Genomic DNA, 23,683 nt, shown 5'->3' with positions numbered 1-23,683 from the left:
TACTTATTGTTGTTGGTTGATGTACGTTTCGAGTTGTTCCCAGGAATAAATCTGAAAGGTCTTGTCATCCGACATGGCGACAAACAGTCCTTTTGAAAAATCTCCTCCCAGGTTTACCGCCGTGACTTCGTTGCCATCGCTGGAAAGGGTACTCAAAGGGATTTTAACCAGGAGGGGATGATCGTGCGGCCCCTTATCACTTCCTTCTCGTGGGAATGTGTGAAAGAGATTGGCTCCCTGGTCGGACACCAGCAGGTAGCCTTCCGTAGCGGAGGATTTGTAAATGGAAATTCCCTCGTGATCATCGGTAAATCCTTCGGTAGCAAAAAGGGCCAACTCCTCGTTTCCCATCTCCGGCTCCGCATGGTACTTTCTTACTCCTGCACCCTCATCGGAATAATAGATATAGCCCAGCTCCTGATCCACGGCAATGGCTTCGATTTCTTTCTTTCCGGAAAAATTTCCGAATTTTCGCACCAGCTCAAGCGATACCTCGCCCTCCGCTCCCCGCACTTCGTACTGCCAGAGGTACGTACCATCGGTCGGTCCGTTTTTTCGGCCTGCGATGACATAGGTTTTGCCGGATTTAGGGCTTTGGTACACAGCAATCCCCATCAGGTCGCGGTATTCTTCGCCAGTTTCTCCCGCATATACCTCCAGTCCTCCGGGGTTGATTTCCTGCATGTCGGGAAGCGCGTAAAAGCGAATACGTGAGGTCAAGCGTTCGCCCGTGACGGCAAAATCCACGGTATCCCTATCCAGGGGCAACCCGTAACCCACATCCACATTGTTGGGGCGTTGAATACCCCGCCTGACCAGACTGTCGATGACTTTTCCCCTTAGATCAAACACGTACAGGGCGCCGATGGAATCTTTGTCTGTCCCGATGATGAGACTTTGATCTGGATTTGATGAATTGATCCATATAGCGGGATCGTCGGTATCATGGATGACCGGGTCACTCACGTAAAGCGGTTGGATGACTTCGGTAGTAGTTTCCGCTGATTCATTGCCTTTTTGGGTAGTCCCGTTACAAGCAATGAGTCCCGACAAAACAAAAAATGAGAAATAATACGTTCGTTTTTTGAGCATAATTTACTTTTTTTATCTTGCAAGATTCGGAAAAGCTGCGGATAAAAAAGGAAACAAACGGTTAAGAATGCAGCCCCACTGGCCAGTAAAAACCGTTAACAAAACCGAAACAGTTTTCAAAAAAATGATGATAATATATTGATTTTTAGGTTATTAAAAAGTGTTAACCTAAGATTAAGAAATCTTGAATCATAAACAGTGGAGGTAATGCTGCAGGTCCCTGCCCTCCGAAAGTTTCAAACGCTTTCGGAGTCTGTACCTGGAAATCCGCAGGCTTTCCATGGAGATTCCCAGGGTTGCGGCGATTTCCCTGCTGCTCAAATTCATCTTCATCAGGCAGGCAAGTTTGACATCTCCCGTCGTGAGCGATGGGTTTCGACTGTTGAGGTTTTTTAAGAAATCCTGATGCACGTTTTCGAAGGTCTGCTTGAAGCTTTCCCAGTCGCTGTCTTGTCCCAGGTTCGCGTCGATTTGCTTCATGAGGTTTCGAAGTTTCTTTCGTTGTTCCTTGGGATCTTGCTCCAGGGCAGCCTTCAATTTCGATTGGATTTCTTTGAGTATTTCATTTTTCTCGAGCACGTGCAGGGTTTGGGCAGACAGCGCCTTCTGCTGGGCTCCCACCTCGGCAGCCATTCTTGCTTCCAGGAGATTGATATTTTCCTTCTCGGTCTGAATCAAGCGTTCGTTGATTTCCAGGAGTTCCTCTTGCTTTTTTAAAGTACTTTTTGTGGTGCGCATTTTCAACCGCTGCTGGGAGATCAGGCCCCATCCAAGTCCCAATAGCGTCAAAATTAGAATCAATAAAAGCCAACGAATTCGGGTTTCGAAAACATGAATACCTTCCAAATGGGCTATTTCCTGCTGTTTTTCTTTGATTTCATAGTGAAACTCCTGTGTGGCCAGTTGCCGTGCAGCTTCTTCGGAAAAAATCGTTTCACTCAATTTGCGGGCTTTGGCCAACTGTTCATAAGCCTTCTCAAAATCTCCCAATGCCGCATACGCCTTACCCAGGTCCACCGTAGCACTTCGTTCCAAATAGTTGTTTCCAAGCTCCTGACTTATCCGGATTGCTTCTTCGTAGTACGAAAGTGATTCCCCGGCTCGATTGGTTTTTCTCCGCATATCCCCCAGATTATTGATATTCCCAGGCATATTCAACTTGTTTCCCATGGCGATATTTAGCGCATAGGCCAACTGGAAATAGCGCTCGGCTGAATCGTATTTTTCCAGATCCTCGTAGATGCTGCCAACGTTTTCGAAAAGAATGCTCAAGTCAGTCGAATCACCGCTACCTCGAATCAACTCAATGGCATCGTTCTGATAAACCAGTGCCTGCGTGTAATCGCCCAACTTCTCATACATCGATCCAATCAGCCCTTTTGACCGGGCTATTCCCTGGATATCCTGCACCTCCTCGTATAAATGAAGCGCAGCTTTGTGCCGTTGTAGCGCCGCTGAAAGGCTTTTCGTTTTGTAATACAGCTTCCCAATTTGGTTGTAGACGTTTGCCAGACAAGCGGTGCAGGCCATCATTTTAAAAAGTCCTTCCGCTTCATAAAACTTCGTCGTTGCTTCGTTGTACAAGCCAAATTCCATCAAGAGTTGCCCCTCCAAAAAGGTAGCATCGGCTTGTTCGGCTAAGCTAAGGGGCGGATTTTGCTCAAGGAAATCCGAAAGCTGCTGATAGGCTTTTTTGGGGTTGGTCTCGGAAATACGCTGTAATCGATCCAAAACATCGACCGAATTTTGCCCAAACGCTCTTCCCAATGGTATGAAGCAAGCGATGAGGCAACAAACGTTCACAAAACGAAACATCGTACAAGATACTTCGGTCATGTAACGTTAATGTGATGGGAGTTTTGTCTTTTTGTAAAGTGAAGTTCTAAATCGGTCAGACGGTTCAAAACCGTCAGACCGATAGACCGATCAAAACAATGTTTCTGACACATCAGGCGGAATTACCCGATAGGACTCTTGATAAAATAACTCCTTTGATATATCAAGCAGCTCGATCGCAGTCTGCTGATCACATAGCGAACCATTTCTCATACCCAAATAATCGGTAAAAGAACTGAACTCCCAATCTTCCAATTTACCAACTAAACCCGACCGTAAGGGATTTTGGTGGATATAATGGAAACATATAAGCGGATAATGCTCATCCCCGTCTTCCAATAATTTTGCTTTTGTTTTTTGACGAAAAAGCGAACCCGATCGCCCTTCTTGTTTATTGATGGCCTGTGCGTAGGAACTGAGCAACTGTCTGAATCCATTGTTTAAAGCAGGAACCATCAAACTTCCCACTTGCATCTCGACAATTGAGTCTTTGATGGTATTGATCAGAAAATGAAAGTGATTTGGCATAAGGCAATAAGCAAGTACCTGACAGTGAGGCGAAACATATTTTCTAAACTTTTCGAGAAAGTATAAATGGTTATCTCTTGAGAAGAAAATCCTTTGCCGATTATTACCCTGATTGTAGAAATGGTACAGTTTGTTTTCTTGCAGGCTCATACGGTTCGAAATTTATTGCAGTTACTATACCTTACCTTACCTGTCAGACGGTTCAAAACCGTCAGACAGGTAAGGTACAAATAAACCCCTCATTTCTTTACCATTAGCCCAAGTACGTCCAGGTCTTTACAGTTTTCCACCACCAGGTTTTTTAAACCCTATTTCCCATGGATGATCTTTTCGGCTTTATCGTATTCCACCGCTTCATAAACAATTTCCTTGTAAAGGTCTATACTCAGGCTCCTTTCGTTGGCCTGGATTTCGAAAACGGGAACAACGAATGATTTGTTCATGGGAAAAATAAAAAAGCAGATGACAGATAGCGTATAAATTTCCCTCTATCAAAAAACATATTGCACCCCTCCAATCATTCCAATATGCAGGGCAAATAAACCCCTGCTGTTGTATTTTTCGGTAATCTTCCAGCCGGAAACCGGCCAGTTCCAGGCCTGATCCAATATACTAAAAGCCATGGTAGGCCCGGCGAAATAGTTGATGCGGCCCCTTTGATATCCCTGCAGGAATCGTAAAGAATTAGAATGATTCGTCATTCCACCAAAATCACTGCTCCATCGGTTGACCAGCTCAATATCCATAAAATAAGACTTTTTTCGGAAAGCATGCCAGCCAAATCCCAGGTCCAGGCCAAACATGGTGATCGGATGCAGCCTTATCCCCGTACCCAACAACCCGTAAAGTTTCTTTCCTCCGGTTCTCAGGCTGAGCTGCACAAAGGAAGATTCATCCATACCAACAGAAATACTTTTTTTCCCATCCCCAATGATATTGATCAAACCCAGGGAATAATCACTGGAGGCTGCTATATTCACCAATCCCGCCAGCTGAAACCCTGAAACAGTATCTGCCTTATTGATCAGGCCGCTAAGTTGATAGGCTACATTGCCTCCGGAATGATTGGATATTCCGGCGATTTGAGCACTGCCTGCCTCCCCTTCCGTGTGGTTATACAGGCCTGCCAGCTGGAACTCATCGGTGCTCCGGCTAAGGTTAGCCCAGCCAGCTATTTGGATCCGGGCCTTGCCGTCCACCTGGTTGACCAATCCAGCCACCTGGGCACCATCCAAATCACTCCCTGTCTTGTTTAGCAATCCGGCCACTTGAAATCCGGTCAGGTCACCATACACATTATTGAAAATTCCGGCTGCCTGAAAACCGGAAACATTTCCACCTACCATGTTGAAAAGCCCCGCAGTCTGCATGCCGGTGACCATCCTTTGATTCATATTGAAAAGACCAGCCACCTCCAGGCCTTCCACTCCTGCCGAGTAGCCCCCCAGCAGGTTAAGGGAAAAATTATTGATCATCTGGCTACTGAATACTCCCTGTGTACTCAGGCCCGGTGTCAAAGACATTTGAACCGGACTCTCTGCAAAGAAACCAGCCAGGTTTAGCCTTTGCATTCGTTGCCGAAACCCAATAAACATCCCGCCCCAAAAACTATCTTCCAGGTTTTCGGAAGACCCATTTTGTGGAAAGAATCGAAATTTTCTTTCTTCCTGGCTGCGGCTCCCCACATACACGGGAGGAAGTAAGACAAAGGAAGTATCCCTGTATTCCTCCTTGCGCAGGCTCAACCAAACGGAGGAAGGAGCAGTGGATTTCAACTTCAGCTCAAACTCTCCCTCAGCATCAGACAAGGTAAAGTCCGATCCATTTTTTTCAAAAATACTGACAGTGGAAAGGGCTACCCCACTGTGAAGGTCCTTGACCTTACCTTTAACCAGCAGCATCTTTCCTTCCTGCTCCATTTCAAGTTCCGCATCCAGTTTTCCTGGGGCATGGCGGATGATCACATAGCCATCGTGCTCCCTGAATTCGTAGGAATCACCAAAAACTTTTTGAAGAAATCCGGCTAAATTACCCTGATAGGATTGAAAAGGCAGCCCTGCATCCAAATCTATCAAAGAGCTTTGGTAGGAAAAATAAAATCCCTGATTGGCAGCAATTTCTTCCATAACCAGGCCCAATTTATTTTCAGCCGGGTTAGAGACATCCAACTCCCTTAAAAGATAATCCTGGGCCTGAACTGCCCCTTGAAAAGCAGGCCCGATTGCTAAAAGCAATAAAAACAAAAAACGAATAAAACGCATCGACAAATCATCATCCCTACATGAATGTAAGGAATTATTCCACAACTATTCCATTCTCCTTTTGGATAATGCTCAAGCCAAGGGTTTCCCTGATCACTTCCAGGTTCTTTTCCAGCGAACCATATTCCAAAGTGGTAGTAATAAGCATGTTTTGAGCCCTTTCCGAACCAATTGCTATTTTGCTTCCGTAGGCCTTGTTCAGGGCCTCCACCAATTCCGGTAAGGCCGTAGACTCGGCCACAAACTTCCCTTCCACGTAGTAGCGGAATAGCTTATCCCTGTTCATCTCTTTCTCCATACCACCTGAAGCCGTATCGATGGTTACTTTCTCATCCTTTTGCAGAAAAATTACCTGGTCCTGATAGGCCACCTTTACCTCCCCAGCATCCACTATGACCTCAATCATTTCAGGTGATTGGTTGACATGAAAGGAAGTCCCCAAAACCGTTAAGATCATTTCCTCAGCGGTGACTACAAAAGGCTTTGCCTCATTTTTTACTACCTCAAAATAGACTTCACCTCCCGCCAGGTCTACCAGCCGCCTATTTCCCAAAAGCTTTTGAGAATACCTTAAACTGGAATTTTTATTCAGGGTCAACACCGAACCATCTAATAGGATCTCTTTCATGGTAGCTTCCCGGGACTCAAATATTACACTTGTATAAAGCGCACTGACAGGCCCGGGTAAATAGGATCCTACCAGCCATCCGCCCAATATGACCAGGGTGATCACAGCGGCTACCCTGAGCCAATCAGGGAAAAATATCCGTTTCGGAGTGAATTGACTTTTTTCTTCCATCCTGTCCCTGCGATCCTTAAATTGACTCCAGGCCACGTTATTATCCACCTCTTGCTTTTCAAGCAGATGGGCGGATTTGTCCCAAACCCAACTCATCTGCTCAAAATAGGCACGGTTCCGGAGATCAGCTGCAATCCATTGTTTGACCTGATCCGTTTCCCTGGGATTTGTTTCTCCGAGCAGGTAATTTATAAGTAGTTGATCATCCATAATTTAAACTATAAGCTTCCACATCATGATAAGGAGAGGTAGAAACTCCGCCAGCTCTATCCTCAGTGTCTTCAGGGCCTTACCCATATGGGCCTCCACTGTTTTGACTGAAAGCCCCAAACGCAAAGCAATTTCCTTATATTTTAGCTCTTCGATTCTGCTAAGAAGAAAGACCCTCCTGCATTTTTCAGGCAAATTGTCCAAGGCATGGTTTAATTTCGATTGCATCTCCTGGTCCTCAACTGAAAATGAAGCATCCACACTCTTGGTATTGGCCATCTCATACCGGTTTAATTCCAAATGTTTCATTTTTACTTTTTCATGCTTGATATAATTCAGGCAGTCATAATAAACGCACTTGTACAGGTAAGCTTTCAGGGAGATGGAAATTTCCAAATCCTCACGTTTTTCCCAAAGCTTCAGAAAAACGGTTTGAACAATTTCATTGGCCGCCTCACCATCCTTCAACAAGGCCTGTGCATAGGCATGCAGCGGACCGAAGTAGTTTTTGAATTGTGCTTCAAAAACGGCTTCATCCAGTAATTCTGGCAAATCTTCACTTTCTTCAGGAACCTTTCTCACTCCTTACGCAGGTTAAATCGGGCATCCATACTCGCTTTACATCTAATTTATTCATGTTACTTCTCCTGAAATCCGAACCAGGGTTAACCTTTTGACTGCTGGAAAGGCGCTATTAATATAATTCCTTTTCATTTTAACTTAATCTATTCAAGCAGGCAACACCTTTATTCACTTTTCCCCGTCATAACTGGTTTACTTCATTGCCTCCAACAAAACGGTACTGAAACTTGCTTTAAAGGTAGCCTTTTCATTTTTACTGAATACGTATTTGAAGCCCAGCATTGAATCCCCAGTGGATAGCTTTAAAGGTATTCATTTGGTTCTTGTCCCACATTTTAAACTTTGCCAGATCCCGACCTTTAGGATTTTGGGTATTCATGTAATTCAAACTGGGACCGGCATACAATTGTAAATTTCTGGAAAGTTTCAATACCGGAAGGAGGCGAATTCCAGTTCTGGAATATCCTCCCCATTTCTTAAAATTAGTCCCCCATACATTGCTTGCTTCCATGTCCAGCCTGAATAGTTTACTATCCGATAGTTTGATACCTATACCCGTTTCCATGGCGTATGGCAGATCACCATGGGTAAAATTAGAGCCCAACCCAATGATTCCATACATGCGACTGCCTCCAGAACGAAAACTAATCAACTGGGTGAGATTTTCATCCACCGAAATGCCCAGCCTTTTTTCTCCATCAGTGATCAGGTTAAGGATGCCTATGGGGTAATCACTACTGTCGGCAATATTGATCAAGCCGGCCAATTGGACGCCTTTTACGGTTTTGGCTTTGTTTATCAAACCTGAAACCTGAATACCATTAACTTCTTCGGCCAGATTCAGGATTCCGGAAAGTTGAATTCCCTTTGCCTGGTGAGAAAAATTGGCAATCCCCGTTAACTGAGCCCCCTTGAAGGAGGCTGCGGCATTGACAATTCCTGACAGCTGAATGCCTGATGCTTCCTTTGACCTATTCACCAAGCCAGCCACCTGAATGCTCTTACCTGCCTGCCGGGCTTGATTGACAAGCCCGGAAACCTGCAAGCCCCTGACTTCACCGGAAACGGAAAGCCATAATCCCGCCGATTGAAAGCCTGTAGCATTTCCTTTGATAAATCCCCCAAGTCCATAGATCGCCAGGCCTCGTTCACCCCCTGAAAGCCCGGTAAGGGCATGGATACTTACATCATTAGAGTAGTCTGCAGCGCGCACACCATTTGTACTGAGGGGATAAAGAAAACCCAGGTGGGCAGGCCGCTTTTCCTGAGCCGTAGCACCAACTGCAAACAAGGTGGCAAACAGGCTGCTAATAGCAATCAAATAATAGTTTTTTTTCATGGTTTTGGACATTTCAATTTGTGATATAGTCCTGTGACAACCAAACCAAAGTTTACCCTTACTCAAAATAAAATATTTATGACATAGGGTAAATTAAAACTTGCTTGTCATACCAGCAAGAGCTAAAATCTATCGAAAATGAAAAAAATTGGAAAATTGGACAAACCGGACAATCAGGCAACTGCTGAAATTTTCAAACATCCCATTTTAGAAAAACTAACCAAAACTCATATAGGGATACCCATCGTACTTTTCCTCCTGCTTGCAGGCTTCTTGCTGTACCGGGCTTGGTTTTATAGCCATTTACCTGTAGGTTTAGGAATACTATATTTTCTGGCTGGCTACCTTGCTTTTACCCTGATGGAGTACCTGATGCATCGCTATTTTTATCACATGAATCCTATTCAAAAATGGAAGAAGAACATCCAATATTCGGTTCATGGCATACACCACGACTATCCAAAAGATAAAAAAAGGCTGGCCATGCCACCCATGCTATCAGTAGGATACGCTGTTGCGTTATACTACCTATTTAATTTTTTGATGGCGGAGCAGGTATATTATTTTTTGCCTGGATTTTTATCCGGATATGCTAGCTATCTGGGTATACACTATATCATCCATGCTTTTCCACCACCTAAGGGGCTTTTTAAAGTCCTTTGGGTCAATCATGCCATTCATCATTATAAGGATCCGGATGTAGCATTTGGGGTCAGTACGCCCCTTTGGGATCATGTTTTTGGGACCAGCCCTAAAAAATAAAAAACCATCCGGAAATTCCGGATGGTCAGTTTCGTCCTATATCAATTGACTATTCCCTAACGAAGGGATAATCATCTTCGGCATATACGTCTTTGAAGGCATCCTCCCCTTTTGGCCAGGGAGACTCTTCTGCAAATTTCACCGCATCGGCAACCTGCTTTTTAACCTTGGCTTCGATTTTTTTAATCTCCTCTTCCGTAAGAATTTTGTTATCAAGGATGGTAGCTTTCACCTGCTCCACCGGATCACGCTGCTTGTACTCTTCCACCTCTTCTTTCGTCCGGTATTTTTGAGGATCTGACATGGAATGCCCCTTGTACCGGTAAGTTCTGAATTCCAAAAGGGTGGGGCCATCTCCTTTTCGGGCTCTGTCAGCGGCTTCTTTTACTGCTTCATGAACCTCTTCCACGTTCATGGCATCCACAGGGAAAGAAGGAATATCATAAGCCTCCCCCAGGGTGTACAACTCATCCACATTGGAGGAACGCTTCACAGAGGTACCCATGGCATATCCGTTATTTTCGATAACAAATATGACTGGCGTTTTATAAAGCATGGCCAGGTTTAGTGCTTCATGAAAAGCTCCCTGTCTCACTGCCCCGTCGCCCAAATAACAAATACATAAATTTTTTGTGCCTTTGTACTTTTCGGCAAAGCCAATTCCAAGTCCCATGGGAATCTGGGCACCCACAATGGCATGTCCGCCCGCAAAATTCTTGGATTTATCAAAAATATGCATGGAGCCCCCTTTTCCCTTAGTGGTTCCTGTTTCTTTTCCAAAAAGCTCTGCCATGACAGCTCCCGGATCTGTTCCGAGGCCCAATGGGGTAGCGTGGCACCTGTAAGCAGTGATCCATTTATCGTCTTTTTCCAGGGCAGTGATAGCTCCCGAGGCGCAGGCTTCCTGCCCGATGTAAAGGTGACAAAATCCACGGATTTTTTGCTGTCCGTAAAGCTGCCCGGCTTTCTCTTCAAAACGCCTCATGAGCAACATGCTTTCAAACCAATAAGTGTAGGTTTCTTTGGAATATTTTGTTTTAGATTTACTCGTACTAGTACTCTTCTTTGCCATACCGTATTGTATAAAATATGCTAACTTTGGTCTCAAATATAGTGAAAACGCAGCAATTTTGAGTCCTTTTGCGAAAATACTAAAAAACATCGATTGATAGGCCCATGTACCTGAAAAACTTAGAGCTGATCCAATTTAAAAATTACGAACGGCAACAGTTGGAGTTCAACTCAGAGGTCAATTGCTTTTTGGGAGAAAACGGGGCCGGTAAAACCAATCTCCTGGATGCCATCCATTACCTATGCCTGACCAAAAGTGCCTTCCTGCCGGTAGATAGTCAACATATCCGACATGGCCAAACCTTCTTTACGCTGAAAGGAACGTTTGAGTTAGCGCAGAAAACGCTTTCCTTATCTTGCGTATTTGAGAGCCATAAAAAAAAACGATTTGAAGTAAATGGCAACCCCTATCACCGACTGAGTGAGCACATTGGTTTGTTGCCACTGGTCATGATTGCTCCAGACGACACCTTGATTATTACTGGCGGCAGCGAAGAAAGAAGGAAATTTTTCGATGGCATGATCAGCCAAACGGACAGCCATTACCTGCAATTGCTAATTCGATACCAGCACTATTTGAAACAGCGGAATGCCTTACTTAAACGCCTTTCGGAAGAAGGGAAAAAGGACCTTCTTCAGCTTAGCCCTTACGATCAGAAACTTATTCAGCTCTCAGTAGAAATTCACAATATCCGCAGCCGTTTCCTGGCGGACTTCATGCCCTATTTTCTAGACCATTATGCCGCCATTTCCGGCCAGAAAGAAAACGTAAGCATCGATTACAAAAGCCAGGTAAGCCAACCTGATTTTGCCAAAAATTTTGCTGCTTCCCTGGACAATGACTTATTCCGGAAACGAACCGGCCTTGGGATCCACAAAGATGATTTTGATTTTCAATTGGATGGATACCCGATAAAAAAATTCGGATCTCAAGGACAGAAAAAATCCTTTTTAATCAGTCTCAAGCTGGCCCAATTTTTCATCTTCAAAACGCTTAAAGGAACCACCCCACTACTACTGCTGGACGATATATTCGATAAATTAGATGATCAACGTATCTTCCATCTATTGTCTCAGGTGGCAAAAAAAGAATTTGGCCAGCTTTTTATTACCGATGCCAGGCCGGAAAGATCAAAGGAAATTTTAAAAACCATTAAGGCCAGGATCAGCTTTTTCTCCATTAATAAAGGTACCCTATCAGAGGAGAACGTTGATTAATACCTTCGCCTTTTCAGAATTTGACCATCCAAGGACAACTTTCCCGGCCCAGTAAATAATAACACAACAAAAACCAGCAAATACATCAGGGAAAGTTCCTGCCGATTGAAGGGATCGTCACCGTGTACTACAAAAACAATCACTGCCATATTGATAATTAGAGGAATCAAAAAAACCCTGCTCATAAAGCCTAGCATAAGAAATATGGTGCAAAAAAACTCTGCAAAGATGACCAATTGCAACGAAACTGCCGGTCCCAGACCAATGGGGTCGGCAAAATTATTCAACCGTTCACTGAAATTGGTGATTTTTGCCCAGCCATGGGTCAGTAGCATCAGGGAAGTTCCTACTCTTAAAAAAAATATCGCCAGGTCTGCGGCAACAGGAAAGTGCGAAAAAACAAGTCGTTTCATTCTGTGTCGATTTTTTTAGAAAATATACAAAAATAAAGTTATATAAATTTCAATGGGAATAACAGCATTTAAACCACTTTGAGCTTTTTACATTAAACCAACGATGGAATTCTCTCAAAAAAAGTAGTTGTGGGCAGTTATACGAGTTAATGGTTCTTTACCACAATCTTTCCGGATAAGCACCCGCTGCATGCAAATTTCGAAGGGCCTTTACCACATGTTCCCGGTCTTGGGAATAAGTAACGCCGAACCATATTTTCCCTCCTTCCAGGATTTTGACTTGGGCAATATCCTCCTGAATGAGTGAATTAACAACTTTTGGAATGTAAAATTCAGACTTAAGATTTTCCTGGTTTTCTGCTAAAAAAGGAATCCATAATTTCTCTGTTTGTTCGAAAACAGCCGGATGAAACCCCCAGCAATTCATAGACACCGGATTTTCCGGAGAAATTTCTATTTTATCGGAGCCTTCCTCGTGAAAAATCCCTCCTTCTTTTCTGGAAATAGCCGTACGCTCAATCATTCCTGTGAGGAAACCCTCAGGAGAATATTCGCAAACGCCTCTGCTCACAGTACCATAATCGGACAAAACATTTTCTAAGGCATAACCTACCATGCAGTGAAGTTGGGGGCTTACCTCTTTGCTTAAAAATGCAGCAAGGATCTGAAACGCCTCCACACCATAAAAATCATCCGCATTTATTACAGCAAATGGCTCTTTGATGGCATCCTTCGCACACAACAGCGCATGTGCCGTGCCGTAAGGTTTTTTTCTTTCCGGTTGCCGGTAGGCCTCCGGCACCATGCTTTCAAGTGATTGAATAACGAATTCAACCTGAATCTTATCTCCAAACTTTGGAACAAAAATAGCCTTGGCTTCTTCTAAAATTTCCTTCCGGACAATAAAGACAATTTTGCCAAATCCGGACCGTATGGCATCAAAAACGGAATACTCGAGAATGGTTTCCTTATTGGGCCCAAACCCGTCTATTTGCTTGTCTCCCCCGTACCGGCTGCCCATGCCTGCCGCCAAAATCAAAAGTGTTGGTTTTTGCATAACTGAATTAAAATAGGTATTAAATTCCTTACCCAGGAAAAATTTATCAGCGACAAAGGTACTTTTTTTACCCTTTCAATGGATTTAATTTGCTGCTTTTTTTGTCCGAGGCAGACCAAAAATAAAATATGTGTTTCGGTTCACAAAAAACCCCTATTCACTCTTCAGTAATAACCTATTCAAAAAATTAGGGGTATATTTAAGTTAAAAACACCTAATAACACGTACATCTTGTCTTATCTAGTATATTTTTACTCCATTTTTCATATTTTCTTCACTTTTTAGCCAGAATTAATTGTTAAATCGGTTTTGATTTTTAATTTTGAAAAAAATAAAATTTTTAATGATAGAATTAGCAACGAATTACTAACCCTGTTAAGAAAATGAAAAAAATTGAAGCATTAATTAGAACTTCAAAATTTGATGAAATTCACCAATGCCTGTCCAGCCTGGGTGTAAAATTTCTGACCTTTTATGAAGTAAAAGGAATGGGACTGCAGCATGCCCGCATGCAGACCTACCGTGGCGTGGCTTACGAGCCAACGTTCATTCCCAGGACTAAACTGGAAATCGTCGTACCTGATGAGTTAGAAGATGATGTGGTCCAATGCATCCTGAAAGAAGGAAGAACCGGCGAAGTAGGTGATGGAAAAATATTCGTCTACGAGGTGGGCAAAGCTTTTAGAATACGCAATGATGACTCCGGAGAAGCGGCGCTTTAACCGTACTCCTGGCAATTTATCATCTAACTAATATTCCAACTTATACTAAATATCAACAAAATGAATCAGGAATTATTTACTGTAAACAATCTTTGGATCATGGTGGCCACCATTTTGGTGTTTATCATGCACCTGGGATTTGCTGCGCTCGAAGCCGGACTTACCCGGGCAAAAAATACCGTCAATATTCTTTTTAAAAATACCATCATCCCCGCCTTGGGTCTAATAACCTATGCGTTTGTGGGTTTTAACCTGATGTATCCGGGAGAGGCGTTCTCAGGTGGTGTTTTTGGATTGAGTGGTTTTGGACTTAGCCTTCCGGAGGGATGGGATACCGCTGCTTATTCCGAAGGATACACCTTTTTTACTGATTTTATCTTTCAGGCCATGTTTGCGGCCACGGCTGCCACGATCGTTTCAGGGGCCGTTGCGGAGCGCATAAAATTAGGCCCGTTTATTTTCTTTTCATTACTCTATGTGGGGATTTGTTATCCCATAGCCGGAATGTGGAAATGGGGTGGTGGATTTCTGGATACACTCGCAATACCATTTTATGATTTTGCCGGCTCCACCATCGTTCATTCCGTCGGCGGTTGGGGTGCTGTAATTGGTGCCTATTTACTAGGACCAAGAATCGGCAAATACAAAGATGGTAAAATGAACGCCATCCCGGGCCACAACATTCCCCTGGCTACCTTTGGGGTGTTTTTGCTTTGGTTTGGCTGGTTTGGTTTCAACGGTGGCTCGGTTCTCTCCGCTGATCCCGGGGCCGTTTCCCTGGTTTTTGTCACGACCGCACTGGCAGCCGCCGCTGGAGCCTTTGGAGCCTTGCTCGCATCCTATCTCAAATTTAAAGCTTATGACATCACCATGGTCCTGAATGGCATCCTGGCTGGGTTAGTCAGTATTACTGCCGGTGCAGATTTGATGTCTCCCACAGAAGCAGTGATCATTGGCTTTATAGGAGGGACTTTGGTAGTATTCGGGGTGGTCTTTTTTGATAAAATTAAAATTGATGATCCGGTAGGTGCTATTTCCGTTCACCTGGTTTGCGGTATTTGGGGAACATTGGCTGTCGGCATCTTTGGAGACCTTGCCGGTGGTGGACAACTTTTATCTCAATTGGTAGGGATCGGTGCCATTGGAGCCCTTTGTGTGTTGTTCAGTTTTCTGGTATTCTTTACGCTGAAAAAAACCATTGGTATCCGCGTAGACGAACAAGAAGAAATAGAAGGACTCGATATCAACGAGCATGGCATGCATGCCTATCCGGATTTCGCTACAAAAGAATAAGCATTTCTGACTACAGCTATATCGTAAAAAAGAGGCAGGGTTTTCCTGCCTCTTTTTTTATTTGATCAGGAAACCCCAAAGGTCAACAATTTCTATAACCTTTGAGGTCTTCGAGACCTCGAAGGTTTTATTCGTGCACGTTTTGCGGAAAGACCCTCGGGGTTGGGAAAACCCCAAGGGTCAATGTCACTATAACCGTTGAGGTCTTCGGGACCTCAACGGTTTTAAACGTAAGCAATGATGATCAAGTGTTGCGTTTATTTACTTTTCCTTTTTCATCGGGTTAGGGCCGGAAGAAGTGCCCCTGGCAGGTGCCCGCTGCTTGAATAATTCGAATTTTGAAGGCTGAAATTGTCTGGGCCAGTAGTTATTGTTTTCATCTATATCCGCCGTCTCCCGGTAAGGGTCAAGCACAATCTGGACTACTTCCTTCTCTTTAGCAAAAACTTTGCTCACCTGGTATTCATCCATTCGCCAAATCTGAGCTGGGATCCGTTCAATCTCCGAACTCCCGTCCTTATATTGAAATTCCAGAATAATGGGCATTACCAGCCCACCGACATTTTCGAATTGGATTTCATAGAAATTCAATCCGCTTTCGAGCATGGTCCTTTCCTCGGCACTTAGACCGGAAAGGAAATCCTGGTAGGCCTTTTCATCCTCGGGACCTACACGGAATCGATCGTAACGGTTATAGAAATCCGCGGCCTCCGGATCTTTCTCCACTACTGTTTCCGGAATATCCCGGGCATTTCTTATCCTGGAGATATAGTTTTCTTCCCTTTCGTAGGCCTCCCGCTCATCGGCTTTTACTTCGGCTGGCTTTTTACTGTCGATTTTATACCAGGTGACATCCTGTATGGCAATGTCCACGGGTTCGGTGCCATAAAACCATCCCCTCCAAAACCAATCCAGGTCTACCGCAGACGCATCCTCCATCGTCCTGAATAAATCCGCCGGAGTGGGGTGTTTAAACATCCAACGTTGGGCGTATTTTTTAAAAGAGTAGTCAAAGAGCTCTCTACCCATCACCGTTTCCCGAAGAATGTTCAGGGCAGTGGCCGGTTTTGCATAGGCATTGGGCCCAAATTGGATGATGTTTTCGGAATTGGTCATGATCGGTTCCAGCAGGTGCTTTTCGCTTCTCATATACGGAGCGATCTTGTGTGCAGGACCTCTGCGGGAGGGATATTCCCGTTCCCATTCCTGCTCCGCCAAAAACTGCATAAAGGTGTTCAAGCCTTCATCCATCCAGGTCCACTGCCGCTCATCGGAATTTACAATCATGGGGAAAAAATTATGCCCTACTTCGTGAATAATAACGGATATCATGCCGTATTTGATGGCCTCGGAGTAGGTACCGTCTGTATCGGGCCTTCCATAGTTAAAACATATCATCGGATATTCCATTCCGTTTGTCGCTTCTACCGATATGGCCACCGGATAGGGATAGTCAAAGGTACGGGCGGAATAGGATTTCAGGGTATGCGCTACCACCCGGGTGGAGTATTGTTCCCAAAGAGGGTTGGCCTCCTTGGCATAATAGGACATGGCCATGACTTCCTTCCCTCCAAGGGATACGGCCATGGCATCCCAAATGAATTTTCGGGAAGATGTCCAGGCAAAATCCCGAACGTTCTCTGCATGGAATATCCAGGTTTTCTTTTCCGTGGACTTTCCTTTTTCAAGTTTCTCTGCTTCGGCTTGCGTTCGGATGATAACCGGTGCGTCAAAGGTGGTTTTAGCCAATTCCCAACGCTCCAATTCCTTGGCATTAAGAACATCTCCAGGGTTCTGTAAAACACCCGTTGCTCCAACCATGTGGTCGGCAGGTACGGTTATGGAAACCTCGTAATCACCAAAAACCAATGCAAATTCCCCTCTGCCTACAAATTGCTTGTTTTGCCAACCTTCAAAATCGGAGTACACCGCCATACGTGGAAACCACTCAGCCATGGTGTATAAATAATTTCCGTCCCCCTCGAAATATTCGTATCCGGGCCTACCCCCAATAAAACTCATCCGGTCATGAATGGAGAAACTCCATTCGATATGAAACTCAAAACTTTCTCCCGGTAGAAGCGGTTCGTCCAGATCCAGTCGCATCATCGTACGGTTTACCGTGGCAGGAATCTCATTTCCGCGGGAATCCGTTACGGAGTAAATTTTCAATCCCAACTCCATATCGTGCCATAAGATCCGTTGAAGCTGCCCCAAGCTCATTTTGGGCTGAATGCTGTTGCTGCTCATTTTCGGAGTTTCGGAATCCCTATCTCGCTCATTTTGATCTAGTTGAACCCATAAATAATCGAGAGGGTCGGGTGATTCGTTGTAGTAGGTAACTTTCTCCTTTCCCTGAATGGATTGGTTTTCATCATTCAACTCCACCTCAATTTCGTAATCGGCTTTTTGCTGCCAATATTGGTGACCCGGTGCTCCGGAGGCCGTGCGGTAGACATTGGGTGAGCGAAGCAGGTTACCTAATTGCTCAAAGCGATTGCCATGACGTTGCTCATCCACCTGAGCCAAGGCAGACAGGTGGATGAGCATCCCTACGAATAAGAAGACAAGAATATTTTTCATAAAACTAGAATAGATTATTACAAGGCGTAGGATAACCCAAGCCCTCAAAATGGAATTAAAGTGGAATTTAACAAATTAACCGTATTATTATACCCTATGTTGGTTAAAATTCTTCCTTTTCTACCAATAGCTGCTATCGATCATCATCATGGTGGCCATTCCCAGGACGATGGATGAAACGACCAACACCCACTCTTTTCGATTCACCCCGAAAATCCCTACGATCAGGGAAGATATCACCAGAAATCCGATCACAATTACCAATTGCCCCACTTCCAGGCCCAGGTTAAATGCGAGCAGCGGCTGAAATATCGATTGTTCCCTGCCCAGCAGGGATCTCAGGTAATTGGAAAATCCCAACCCGTGGATCAACCCAAAAAACAAAGCAAACAGGTAATTGAGCTGTACTCCTCTCCCTCCGGAAGGTCTGGGCTTGAGGATATTGGCAGTGGCGGTGATCGCAATGGTTACCGGGATCAAAAATTCTACCAGGTCAGTATTGATTCGAACCAATTGAAGGGTAGCCAGTGCCAACGTCAGGGAATGCCCTATGGTAAAGGCAGTAACCAAAATGACAATTCTACCCCAGTCCCGCATCATGTAAACAACCGCAAGTGCAATGACAAAAAGAATATGATCAAACCCTTTCAGGTCAAGAATGTGTTGGATTCCAAGGTTAAAATACAACTGAAATTGGTTCATACAACAGGTGATTTAATACTTTTGCTTTGAAAATTTTGTTGTAATATTAATGCATATTTCAGACATAAAACAAAATTCATTACTATAAATGCCTCTAATGAACCCAATCACCATCGTCCTCTCCGTTTGGTGGCTAGCGCACCCCTTTTATATAAGCCTGACAGACATGGTATACAATGAAGAGAATCAGACCATTGAAATCGCACAAAAAATTTTTTGGGATGATCTGGAAGTGGCCCTATCCAATGCAAGCGGGACTGCGGTAGATTTCCTGTCGCCAAACCAACCAGAAAAACTGGACAGTTTGATAGCCCGGTATCTGCTTGCCCATAACCAAATCCTTATTCAGACTGATACCGTCCGGCTTCATTACCTCGGACACGAGGTAGAAGGAGAGGCCGCCTGGTTTTACATGGAATCGGAGAAAATTCCCTCTCCGGCGCAAGTCACTATTTACAATGCCGTTTTGATCGATGACTTCCCGGAACAACAAAACATTATCAATTTCTATAAAAACCGGAAACCAAAAAGCCTGCTTACCCGAAAGGACAAGAAAGGGGGGATATTAAACCTGGAAGATTAGTGACCTTTAACCTCCCTTACCCTCCCAACTAAAAAAAAGCCACCCTATAGTTACAGGATGGCTTTTTGTATACAATAGATTAGGTAGGTTTAATTGTAGCCTTCGTTTTGAACCAATTCAGGATTAATGTCCAACTCCCTTTGAGGGATTGGCAAAATGGTTTTATTCTGTCCAGCCTGGGATGCTTCGTATTGCTCATCTCCCTGAGGACGTAACGCCCTTCCATACCGCAGCAGATCCATCCTTCGATGCCCTTCAAACGCCAATTCCTTTCTTCGTTCCTCCAGGATGAAGTCAACAAAATCTTCTTTTCCGGAAAAATCGCTTGCCGCCATTGGGTCCAATCCAGCCCTTTCTCTCAACTCGTTTACTAAATCAAGAGATTCCTGGTTCACACCATCCATTTGCGCCAGGGCCTCTGCCCGGTTAAGTACCACTTCAGTGGTTCTAATGATGGGTGAATTGTCGGAATGATTTACAGGATCCGGAAATTTAGTTGTGTACATCCGTTCGTTGTCTCCCTCTTTAGAAAGCTCTGTATACCGTTGATCATTGGCATCGTAGGCCGCCAGTAAATACTCGGAAAAGGGAGCATCCCCTCTGGCTCCGTCTTCAGCAGGATTATAATAGGATGCCCAGCCTCCAGAGCCGGTTCTTCCATTATCAATCTCGGAGTTCTGAATAGAAAAAACATATTCAGAATTATTTTCACCCCAAAAATTGTAATTGGAAGCCAGCTCGTACAGGGATTCGTTTTCCAAAACGTCTTCTGCCCTTTCAGCAGCCAGTTGCCACTGTCCCCGGTAAAGGTATACTCTGGAAAGTAAGGCATTCGCCGCCCCCTGTGTCGCCCTTCCGCGGGTAAAGTTAGCCGCATCATACGAAACGGGCAGATCATCCACTGCATCGATCAGGTCATTCAAAATGAATGTGTGAACTTCTCCTACTGTACTTCTGGGATATCCAACGATTTCACCGGTAAACGGCTCGGTCACAATGGGAATACCCGGAGTACTCTCGCCCCCCACTTGTAAGGGATGCGCAAACAGGTTCACCATTTGAAACATCAGAAGTGCCCGCATGAATTTAGCTTCTGCCACAAATTGAGCCCTTTCTTCCTGAGTCAGGGATTCATCGGGAGATTCAGGCGTAAATTGGATGACCGCATTCGCAGCCAATATCGCCCGGTAATGACGTCTCCAAAGATCTCGGATCGTGGCATTGTCGGATTGGGTGGCATACAGGCGAACATCCTGTAAGGTTGGAAACGAACCAATAAAGTCTACATTGTCGGATTGGAAATCGGCAATTACCTGGGGTAAAGAGCCAAAAACTTCAAACTCCTGTGAAAGAGAGTAGACACCCAAAAGGGAGCCCTCCACGGCCTGCTTATCGGCAAAGGCCAGCTCGGTCGAAAGGGACTGTTGCGGATCGATTTCCAGATCCTCACAGGAAGACAAACTTCCTGCCAGCAAGCCCATACTAATTAATATTTTTAAATTTTTCATGTCCATGTTATTTTAAAATCCTAAAGACACACCCAGCGTTACGGATTTCGCCTGGGCAGGAGTAAAAAAGGACTCTCCCTGTCGCTGGTTATTTCCTCCACCATCGTTGACTTCGGGTTCCAGGCCATCTTCAAGGCTGGAAAAAGTCAGGAAGTTTTGCAACATTCCATAGATCCTCGCGCTTCTGATAATCTTCGTGTTTGCTAATACAGCGGTAGGAATGGTGTAGCTAAGGGACAAGTTCCGCAACCGGATATGATCTCCTTTTCTTAATTGCTGTGTAGAACGCTGCGCAAAGGTAGACTGTGTATCACCGTTTAATTTGGGTGCAAAACTGTTTCTGTTGTCTTCTGTCCAGTAATCCAGCAACTGAGGGTCCAGGTTGAACGAGTTCAGGTTGTTTGGATTGTTTAGGAATCTCAAATCGTCATACATAATGTAGTTTCCTTCGACAAACGTAATCAAAGCCGAAAGCACCAGCCCTTTGTACGTAAAGCTATTGGTCAATCCACCTGAAATTCTAGGGATAGCAGATCCCACGATTACCCGATCATTTGCACTATAGGTATTGGTCGTTTCACCATCCTTGGTTAGCCATTCTGCTTCACCCGTTTCCGGATTGATTCCATGGTACCTCACCAGATAGAAGGTGTTTACCGGATGCCCCTCAATGGCTCGCTGACTGGCAGATCCCTCGACAAACCGCCTGCCCTCACTATCCTCGGAAGCTCCGGGCAGTTCCAGCACCTCATTTTTAAGGAATCCGGCATTTAGGATTGTTTTCCATTCAAAATCCGGTGTCTGAATATTCGTGGACTGTACCATTAAGTCTATTCCCCTATTCCTCATGGAGCCCGCATTTTGAGTAAGGCTGGCATATCCTGTTGTATAAGGGATGGGCACATCTAGCAAAAGTCCCTCTGTATCTTTATTCCAAACAGAAGCTTCAATATCCAAGCGGTTATCCAAAAGACTGGCATTAACCGTAAAGTCAAACTGAGCAGACTCCTCCCAGCCTAGCAGTGGGTTGGCTGGCTGGCTGGGATAAATACCCGGGCTACCTGCATAGTCTCCTAAGGTCCCTGCCTGATAGAGCCCCAGGGATTCAAAGTTACTGATCCGGTCATTTCCTGCGGTACCATAACTTACATTTAACTTAAGGTAATTCAGCAGGCTATTACCCTGCAAAAACCCTTCTTCTGATACCACCCATCCTCCGGACAATGCCCAGAAATTACCGTACCTGTTGTCGGCACCGAATCGGGAAGACCCATCTCTTCTGGCACTTCCTTCAAACAGGTATTTGTCATCATATCGGTAATTTACCCTGGCAAAATAAGAGGCAAGCCTCCAGTTGGTACCGGTAGCACTTGTGATCGTGGGTGTAGCGGCTGAGGCGACATTGGGAAGCTGGTCACTGACGAAGCCTGATCCCTCTACCGTAATGCTGGAAAAGTCGGCCTGCTCATAGGAATACCCCAGTAAACCTCCTACGTAGTGGTCTCCAAAATATTTCTCGTAATTCAGGGTGTTGGTGGACAACCACTTGTAGTCCTGAATGATTCGCTTGTACCCGCTACCGGTTGGCTCTACGATATCCGGAAACCTAAACGTCTCTTCTGTCTGAATCTGATCGATACCCCAGTCGGTTTTAAACGTCAGGTCGGGAAGAATGTCTACTTCAAAGAAGGTATTCGCGGTAGTCCGTCTCGTGATGTATTCCGTGGTAGCCAAATCCTCAATGGCGAGCAGGTTAGGCACAAATCCCAGTCGGGTATAATTGCCGTTGTCGTCAAAAGGCCTGTTGTAAGGCAAGTGTAAGAAGGCAGAAGTCAAGGGCGCGTAGGTGCTATTGTCCGAATAAATCCGGTCGTTGTTCGTTTTAGCCAACCCTATATTCGCTCCGAAACGAGCCTTTTCAGAGAATTTGTGCGTCATGTTCAGACGACCATTAAATCGGTCCAACTCGTTACCAAGGGCATAGGTGTCTTGGTTGAAATACGTTCCGGAGATAAAATAAGTCGTACTTTCACTCCCTCCGGAGGCACTGACGTTCAAGTTCGAAATGGACCCTTGCTGGATCACCGCCTCCGGCCAATCAAATCCTTGTTGCGGAAATTCGGATACCGGCGTTTCAGTCCGTAAAGATCGGTATTGGTTGTACTGCTGAAGGGACATGTAAGGCCGCTGGGTAGTTGGATTCTGGATGCCCTGATAATAGTCTACGTTGATCCTGGACTGTCCGCTTTTTCCTTTCTTAGTCTCGATGAGGATGACTCCATTTGCGCCTCGAGACCCATAGATCGCAACCGCAGAAGCATCTTTCAGCACCGAGATCGATTCGATCTCATTCGGGTTAATTTCCATCAGCGGATTAAGTGCTACAGCTCCGGAAGAATTGGAGTAATCATCACTACTACCATCATTTAAAGGAACTCCGTCCACTACAAACAGCGGTGAGCCACCGGCTGTCAGGGAGGCTACTCCACGAATCCGGATATTTTGCTGGGCTCCGCCGACACCGGAGGTACCGGTAAGCTGGACTCCTGCCGCCTGCCCTTGCAAGGCTTCCTGGGCTGTAAATATGGGCATTCCTTCAATTTGGGAATTGTCCAGGGTGGAAATACTCTGAACGGATAATTTGGAAGACTGCGTTCCATAGCCGACCACCACCACTTCTCCCAATGTTTTCACATCAGGCTCCATAAACACATCAATACGGCTTTGATTTCCTACCGTCTTTTCTTGGGGAATAAACCCCACGAAACTAAACACTAGTACGTTGGATCCTTCCGGAACTGTTAAGGAATAGGACCCATCAATATCGGTGATGGTCCCTGCCATAGTTCCTTTGATACTTACATTCACGCCCGGTATCCCCCCTGGCTCGTCTTCAGAGGTAACCTTTCCGGTCACAGTCCTGCTTTGAGCCTGTAAGGAGATTACCGCCAATAGCATCAATGCGAGGCTAAGTAAAACTCGTTTCATTTTAGTAAATAGATTAAGGTTTTTTAACAATAGTTATAATGCAAAATTCCATTAATTTATTTATAATAAAAAATAAACGTTACTAGTGTTAAGTTAACTATGATATGACGTAATAATTGCATACCTTTAAAAAAAA

General features: G+C 44.8%; 20 protein-coding genes. 5 read left to right on the top strand and 15 right to left on the bottom strand.

Going from position 1 to position 23,683, the window contains the following annotated elements:
- Positions 1 to 3 precede the first annotated feature (3 nt).
- The 8 genes from GJQ68_RS19795 to GJQ68_RS19765 all read right to left on the bottom strand — a co-directional run bounded on the left by GJQ68_RS19795 (position 4) and on the right by GJQ68_RS19765 (position 8,647).
- Complete coding sequence (locus GJQ68_RS19795) at positions 4 to 1,092, bottom strand: phytase (protein WP_162419009.1); 1,089 nt, start codon at positions 1,090 to 1,092, stop codon at positions 4 to 6.
- 189 nt (positions 1,093 to 1,281) lie between these two features.
- Positions 1,282 to 2,823: a tetratricopeptide repeat protein gene (locus tag GJQ68_RS19790; RefSeq protein ID WP_162419008.1), complete on the bottom strand. Its 1,542-nt coding sequence runs from the start codon at positions 2,821 to 2,823 to the stop codon at positions 1,282 to 1,284.
- A 195-nt stretch (positions 2,824 to 3,018) separates the two neighbouring features.
- A complete protein-coding gene (locus GJQ68_RS19785) occupies positions 3,019 to 3,606 on the bottom strand; it encodes a transposase (RefSeq protein WP_162419007.1) in 588 nt (195 codons plus the stop codon).
- Positions 3,607 to 3,764: 158 nt separating this feature from the next.
- Complete coding sequence (locus GJQ68_RS23575) at positions 3,765 to 3,899, bottom strand: hypothetical protein (protein ID WP_262888128.1); 135 nt, start codon at positions 3,897 to 3,899, stop codon at positions 3,765 to 3,767.
- A gap of 48 nt (positions 3,900 to 3,947) precedes the next feature.
- Positions 3,948 to 5,582: a carboxypeptidase-like regulatory domain-containing protein gene (locus tag GJQ68_RS19780; protein ID WP_162419006.1), complete on the bottom strand. Its 1,635-nt coding sequence runs from the start codon at positions 5,580 to 5,582 to the stop codon at positions 3,948 to 3,950.
- A gap of 169 nt (positions 5,583 to 5,751) precedes the next feature.
- The gene (locus GJQ68_RS19775; RefSeq protein ID WP_162419005.1) at positions 5,752 to 6,726 is read right to left on the bottom strand and encodes a FecR domain-containing protein; all 975 of its coding nucleotides are present in this window, start codon (positions 6,724 to 6,726) and stop codon (positions 5,752 to 5,754) included.
- Between the two features lie 3 nt (positions 6,727 to 6,729).
- A complete protein-coding gene (locus GJQ68_RS19770; protein ID WP_162419004.1) occupies positions 6,730 to 7,308 on the bottom strand; it encodes an RNA polymerase sigma-70 factor in 579 nt (192 codons plus the stop codon).
- Between the two features lie 253 nt (positions 7,309 to 7,561).
- Positions 7,562 to 8,647, bottom strand: coding sequence for a hypothetical protein (locus GJQ68_RS19765; RefSeq protein ID WP_162419003.1), 1,086 nt, complete (start codon positions 8,645 to 8,647; stop codon positions 7,562 to 7,564).
- A gap of 138 nt (positions 8,648 to 8,785) precedes the next feature.
- Between GJQ68_RS19765 and GJQ68_RS19760 the strand changes: the two genes are divergently transcribed.
- Positions 8,786 to 9,409 (top strand): sterol desaturase family protein, encoded by a 624-nt coding sequence (locus tag GJQ68_RS19760; protein WP_162419002.1) that lies wholly within the window; start codon positions 8,786 to 8,788, stop codon positions 9,407 to 9,409.
- Between the two features lie 49 nt (positions 9,410 to 9,458).
- Here the strand turns inward: GJQ68_RS19760 and pdhA are convergent, their stop codons facing one another.
- Entirely contained in the window at positions 9,459 to 10,481 is a 1,023-nt protein-coding gene (gene pdhA / locus GJQ68_RS19755) for a pyruvate dehydrogenase (acetyl-transferring) E1 component subunit alpha (protein WP_162419001.1), read from the bottom strand.
- A gap of 104 nt (positions 10,482 to 10,585) precedes the next feature.
- Between pdhA and recF the strand changes: the two genes are divergently transcribed.
- Positions 10,586 to 11,698, top strand: a complete 1,113-nt coding sequence (gene recF / locus GJQ68_RS19750) for a DNA replication/repair protein RecF (protein ID WP_162419000.1) — start codon at positions 10,586 to 10,588, stop codon at positions 11,696 to 11,698.
- Here recF and GJQ68_RS19745 read toward each other — a convergent pair.
- Both GJQ68_RS19745 and GJQ68_RS19740 read right to left on the bottom strand, forming a co-directional pair.
- Positions 11,695 to 12,111, bottom strand: coding sequence for a DoxX family protein (locus GJQ68_RS19745; protein ID WP_162418999.1), 417 nt, complete (start codon positions 12,109 to 12,111; stop codon positions 11,695 to 11,697). The genes recF and GJQ68_RS19745 overlap by 4 nt on opposite strands.
- A gap of 157 nt (positions 12,112 to 12,268) precedes the next feature.
- Positions 12,269 to 13,168: a nucleotidyltransferase family protein gene (locus GJQ68_RS19740; protein WP_162418998.1), complete on the bottom strand. Its 900-nt coding sequence runs from the start codon at positions 13,166 to 13,168 to the stop codon at positions 12,269 to 12,271.
- Between the two features lie 383 nt (positions 13,169 to 13,551).
- Here GJQ68_RS19740 and GJQ68_RS19735 point away from each other — a divergent pair, with 383 nt between their 5' ends.
- Both GJQ68_RS19735 and GJQ68_RS19730 read left to right on the top strand, forming a co-directional pair.
- A complete protein-coding gene (locus tag GJQ68_RS19735; RefSeq protein WP_162418997.1) occupies positions 13,552 to 13,890 on the top strand; it encodes a P-II family nitrogen regulator in 339 nt (112 codons plus the stop codon).
- 60 nt (positions 13,891 to 13,950) lie between these two features.
- Complete coding sequence (locus GJQ68_RS19730) at positions 13,951 to 15,183, top strand: ammonium transporter (protein WP_162418996.1); 1,233 nt, start codon at positions 13,951 to 13,953, stop codon at positions 15,181 to 15,183.
- Positions 15,184 to 15,444: 261 nt separating this feature from the next.
- On the opposite strand, the gene GJQ68_RS19725 is transcribed toward GJQ68_RS19730, so the two are convergent.
- Positions 15,445 to 17,766, bottom strand: coding sequence for a M1 family metallopeptidase (locus tag GJQ68_RS19725; protein ID WP_162418995.1), 2,322 nt, complete (start codon positions 17,764 to 17,766; stop codon positions 15,445 to 15,447).
- A gap of 120 nt (positions 17,767 to 17,886) precedes the next feature.
- Positions 17,887 to 18,468, bottom strand: a complete 582-nt coding sequence (locus tag GJQ68_RS19720) for a HupE/UreJ family protein (protein ID WP_162418994.1) — start codon at positions 18,466 to 18,468, stop codon at positions 17,887 to 17,889.
- 97 nt (positions 18,469 to 18,565) lie between these two features.
- Between GJQ68_RS19720 and GJQ68_RS19715 the strand changes: the two genes are divergently transcribed.
- A complete protein-coding gene (locus GJQ68_RS19715; RefSeq protein WP_235941813.1) occupies positions 18,566 to 19,051 on the top strand; it encodes a DUF6702 family protein in 486 nt (161 codons plus the stop codon).
- Between the two features lie 89 nt (positions 19,052 to 19,140).
- Here the strand turns inward: GJQ68_RS19715 and GJQ68_RS19710 are convergent, their stop codons facing one another.
- The gene (locus GJQ68_RS19710; RefSeq protein ID WP_162418992.1) at positions 19,141 to 20,559 is read right to left on the bottom strand and encodes a RagB/SusD family nutrient uptake outer membrane protein; all 1,419 of its coding nucleotides are present in this window, start codon (positions 20,557 to 20,559) and stop codon (positions 19,141 to 19,143) included.
- Between the two features lie 12 nt (positions 20,560 to 20,571).
- Positions 20,572 to 23,547, bottom strand: a complete 2,976-nt coding sequence (locus GJQ68_RS19705; RefSeq protein ID WP_235941812.1) for a SusC/RagA family TonB-linked outer membrane protein — start codon at positions 23,545 to 23,547, stop codon at positions 20,572 to 20,574.
- Positions 23,548 to 23,683: the final 136 nt, after the last annotated feature.

The sequence above is a fragment of the Cyclobacterium roseum genome (assembly GCF_010119225.1).
GTDB classification, from domain to species: domain Bacteria; phylum Bacteroidota; class Bacteroidia; order Cytophagales; family Cyclobacteriaceae; genus Cyclobacterium; species Cyclobacterium roseum.
This window is presented reverse-complemented; position numbering and strand designations above follow the sequence as displayed.

Bases quoted from the DNA above. Each gene is read 5' to 3' on its own strand.
- GJQ68_RS19795 (WP_162419009.1), bottom strand. From the start codon at position 1,092: ATGCTCAAAAAACGAACGTATTATTTCTCATTTTTTGTTTTGTCGGGA.
- GJQ68_RS19785 (WP_162419007.1), bottom strand. From the start codon at position 3,606: ATGAGCCTGCAAGAAAACAAACTGTACCATTTCTACAATCAGGGTAAT.
- GJQ68_RS23575 (WP_262888128.1), bottom strand. From the start codon at position 3,899: ATGAACAAATCATTCGTTGTTCCCGTTTTCGAAATCCAGGCCAACGAA.
- GJQ68_RS19780 (WP_162419006.1), bottom strand. From the start codon at position 5,582: ATGGAAGAAATTGCTGCCAATCAGGGATTTTATTTTTCCTACCAAAGC.
- GJQ68_RS19775 (WP_162419005.1), bottom strand. From the start codon at position 6,726: ATGGATGATCAACTACTTATAAATTACCTGCTCGGAGAAACAAATCCC.
- GJQ68_RS19765 (WP_162419003.1), bottom strand. From the start codon at position 8,647: ATGAAAAAAAACTATTATTTGATTGCTATTAGCAGCCTGTTTGCCACC.
- GJQ68_RS19760 (WP_162419002.1), top strand. From the start codon at position 8,786: ATGAAAAAAATTGGAAAATTGGACAAACCGGACAATCAGGCAACTGCT.
- pdhA (WP_162419001.1), bottom strand. From the start codon at position 10,481: ATGGCAAAGAAGAGTACTAGTACGAGTAAATCTAAAACAAAATATTCC.
- recF (WP_162419000.1), top strand. From the start codon at position 10,586: ATGTACCTGAAAAACTTAGAGCTGATCCAATTTAAAAATTACGAACGG.
- GJQ68_RS19745 (WP_162418999.1), bottom strand. From the start codon at position 12,111: ATGAAACGACTTGTTTTTTCGCACTTTCCTGTTGCCGCAGACCTGGCG.
- GJQ68_RS19740 (WP_162418998.1), bottom strand. From the start codon at position 13,168: ATGCAAAAACCAACACTTTTGATTTTGGCGGCAGGCATGGGCAGCCGG.
- GJQ68_RS19735 (WP_162418997.1), top strand. From the start codon at position 13,552: ATGAAAAAAATTGAAGCATTAATTAGAACTTCAAAATTTGATGAAATT.
- GJQ68_RS19730 (WP_162418996.1), top strand. From the start codon at position 13,951: ATGAATCAGGAATTATTTACTGTAAACAATCTTTGGATCATGGTGGCC.
- GJQ68_RS19725 (WP_162418995.1), bottom strand. From the start codon at position 17,766: ATGAAAAATATTCTTGTCTTCTTATTCGTAGGGATGCTCATCCACCTG.
- GJQ68_RS19720 (WP_162418994.1), bottom strand. From the start codon at position 18,468: ATGAACCAATTTCAGTTGTATTTTAACCTTGGAATCCAACACATTCTT.
- GJQ68_RS19715 (WP_235941813.1), top strand. From the start codon at position 18,566: ATGAACCCAATCACCATCGTCCTCTCCGTTTGGTGGCTAGCGCACCCC.
- GJQ68_RS19710 (WP_162418992.1), bottom strand. From the start codon at position 20,559: ATGAAAAATTTAAAAATATTAATTAGTATGGGCTTGCTGGCAGGAAGT.
- GJQ68_RS19705 (WP_235941812.1), bottom strand. From the start codon at position 23,547: ATGAAACGAGTTTTACTTAGCCTCGCATTGATGCTATTGGCGGTAATC.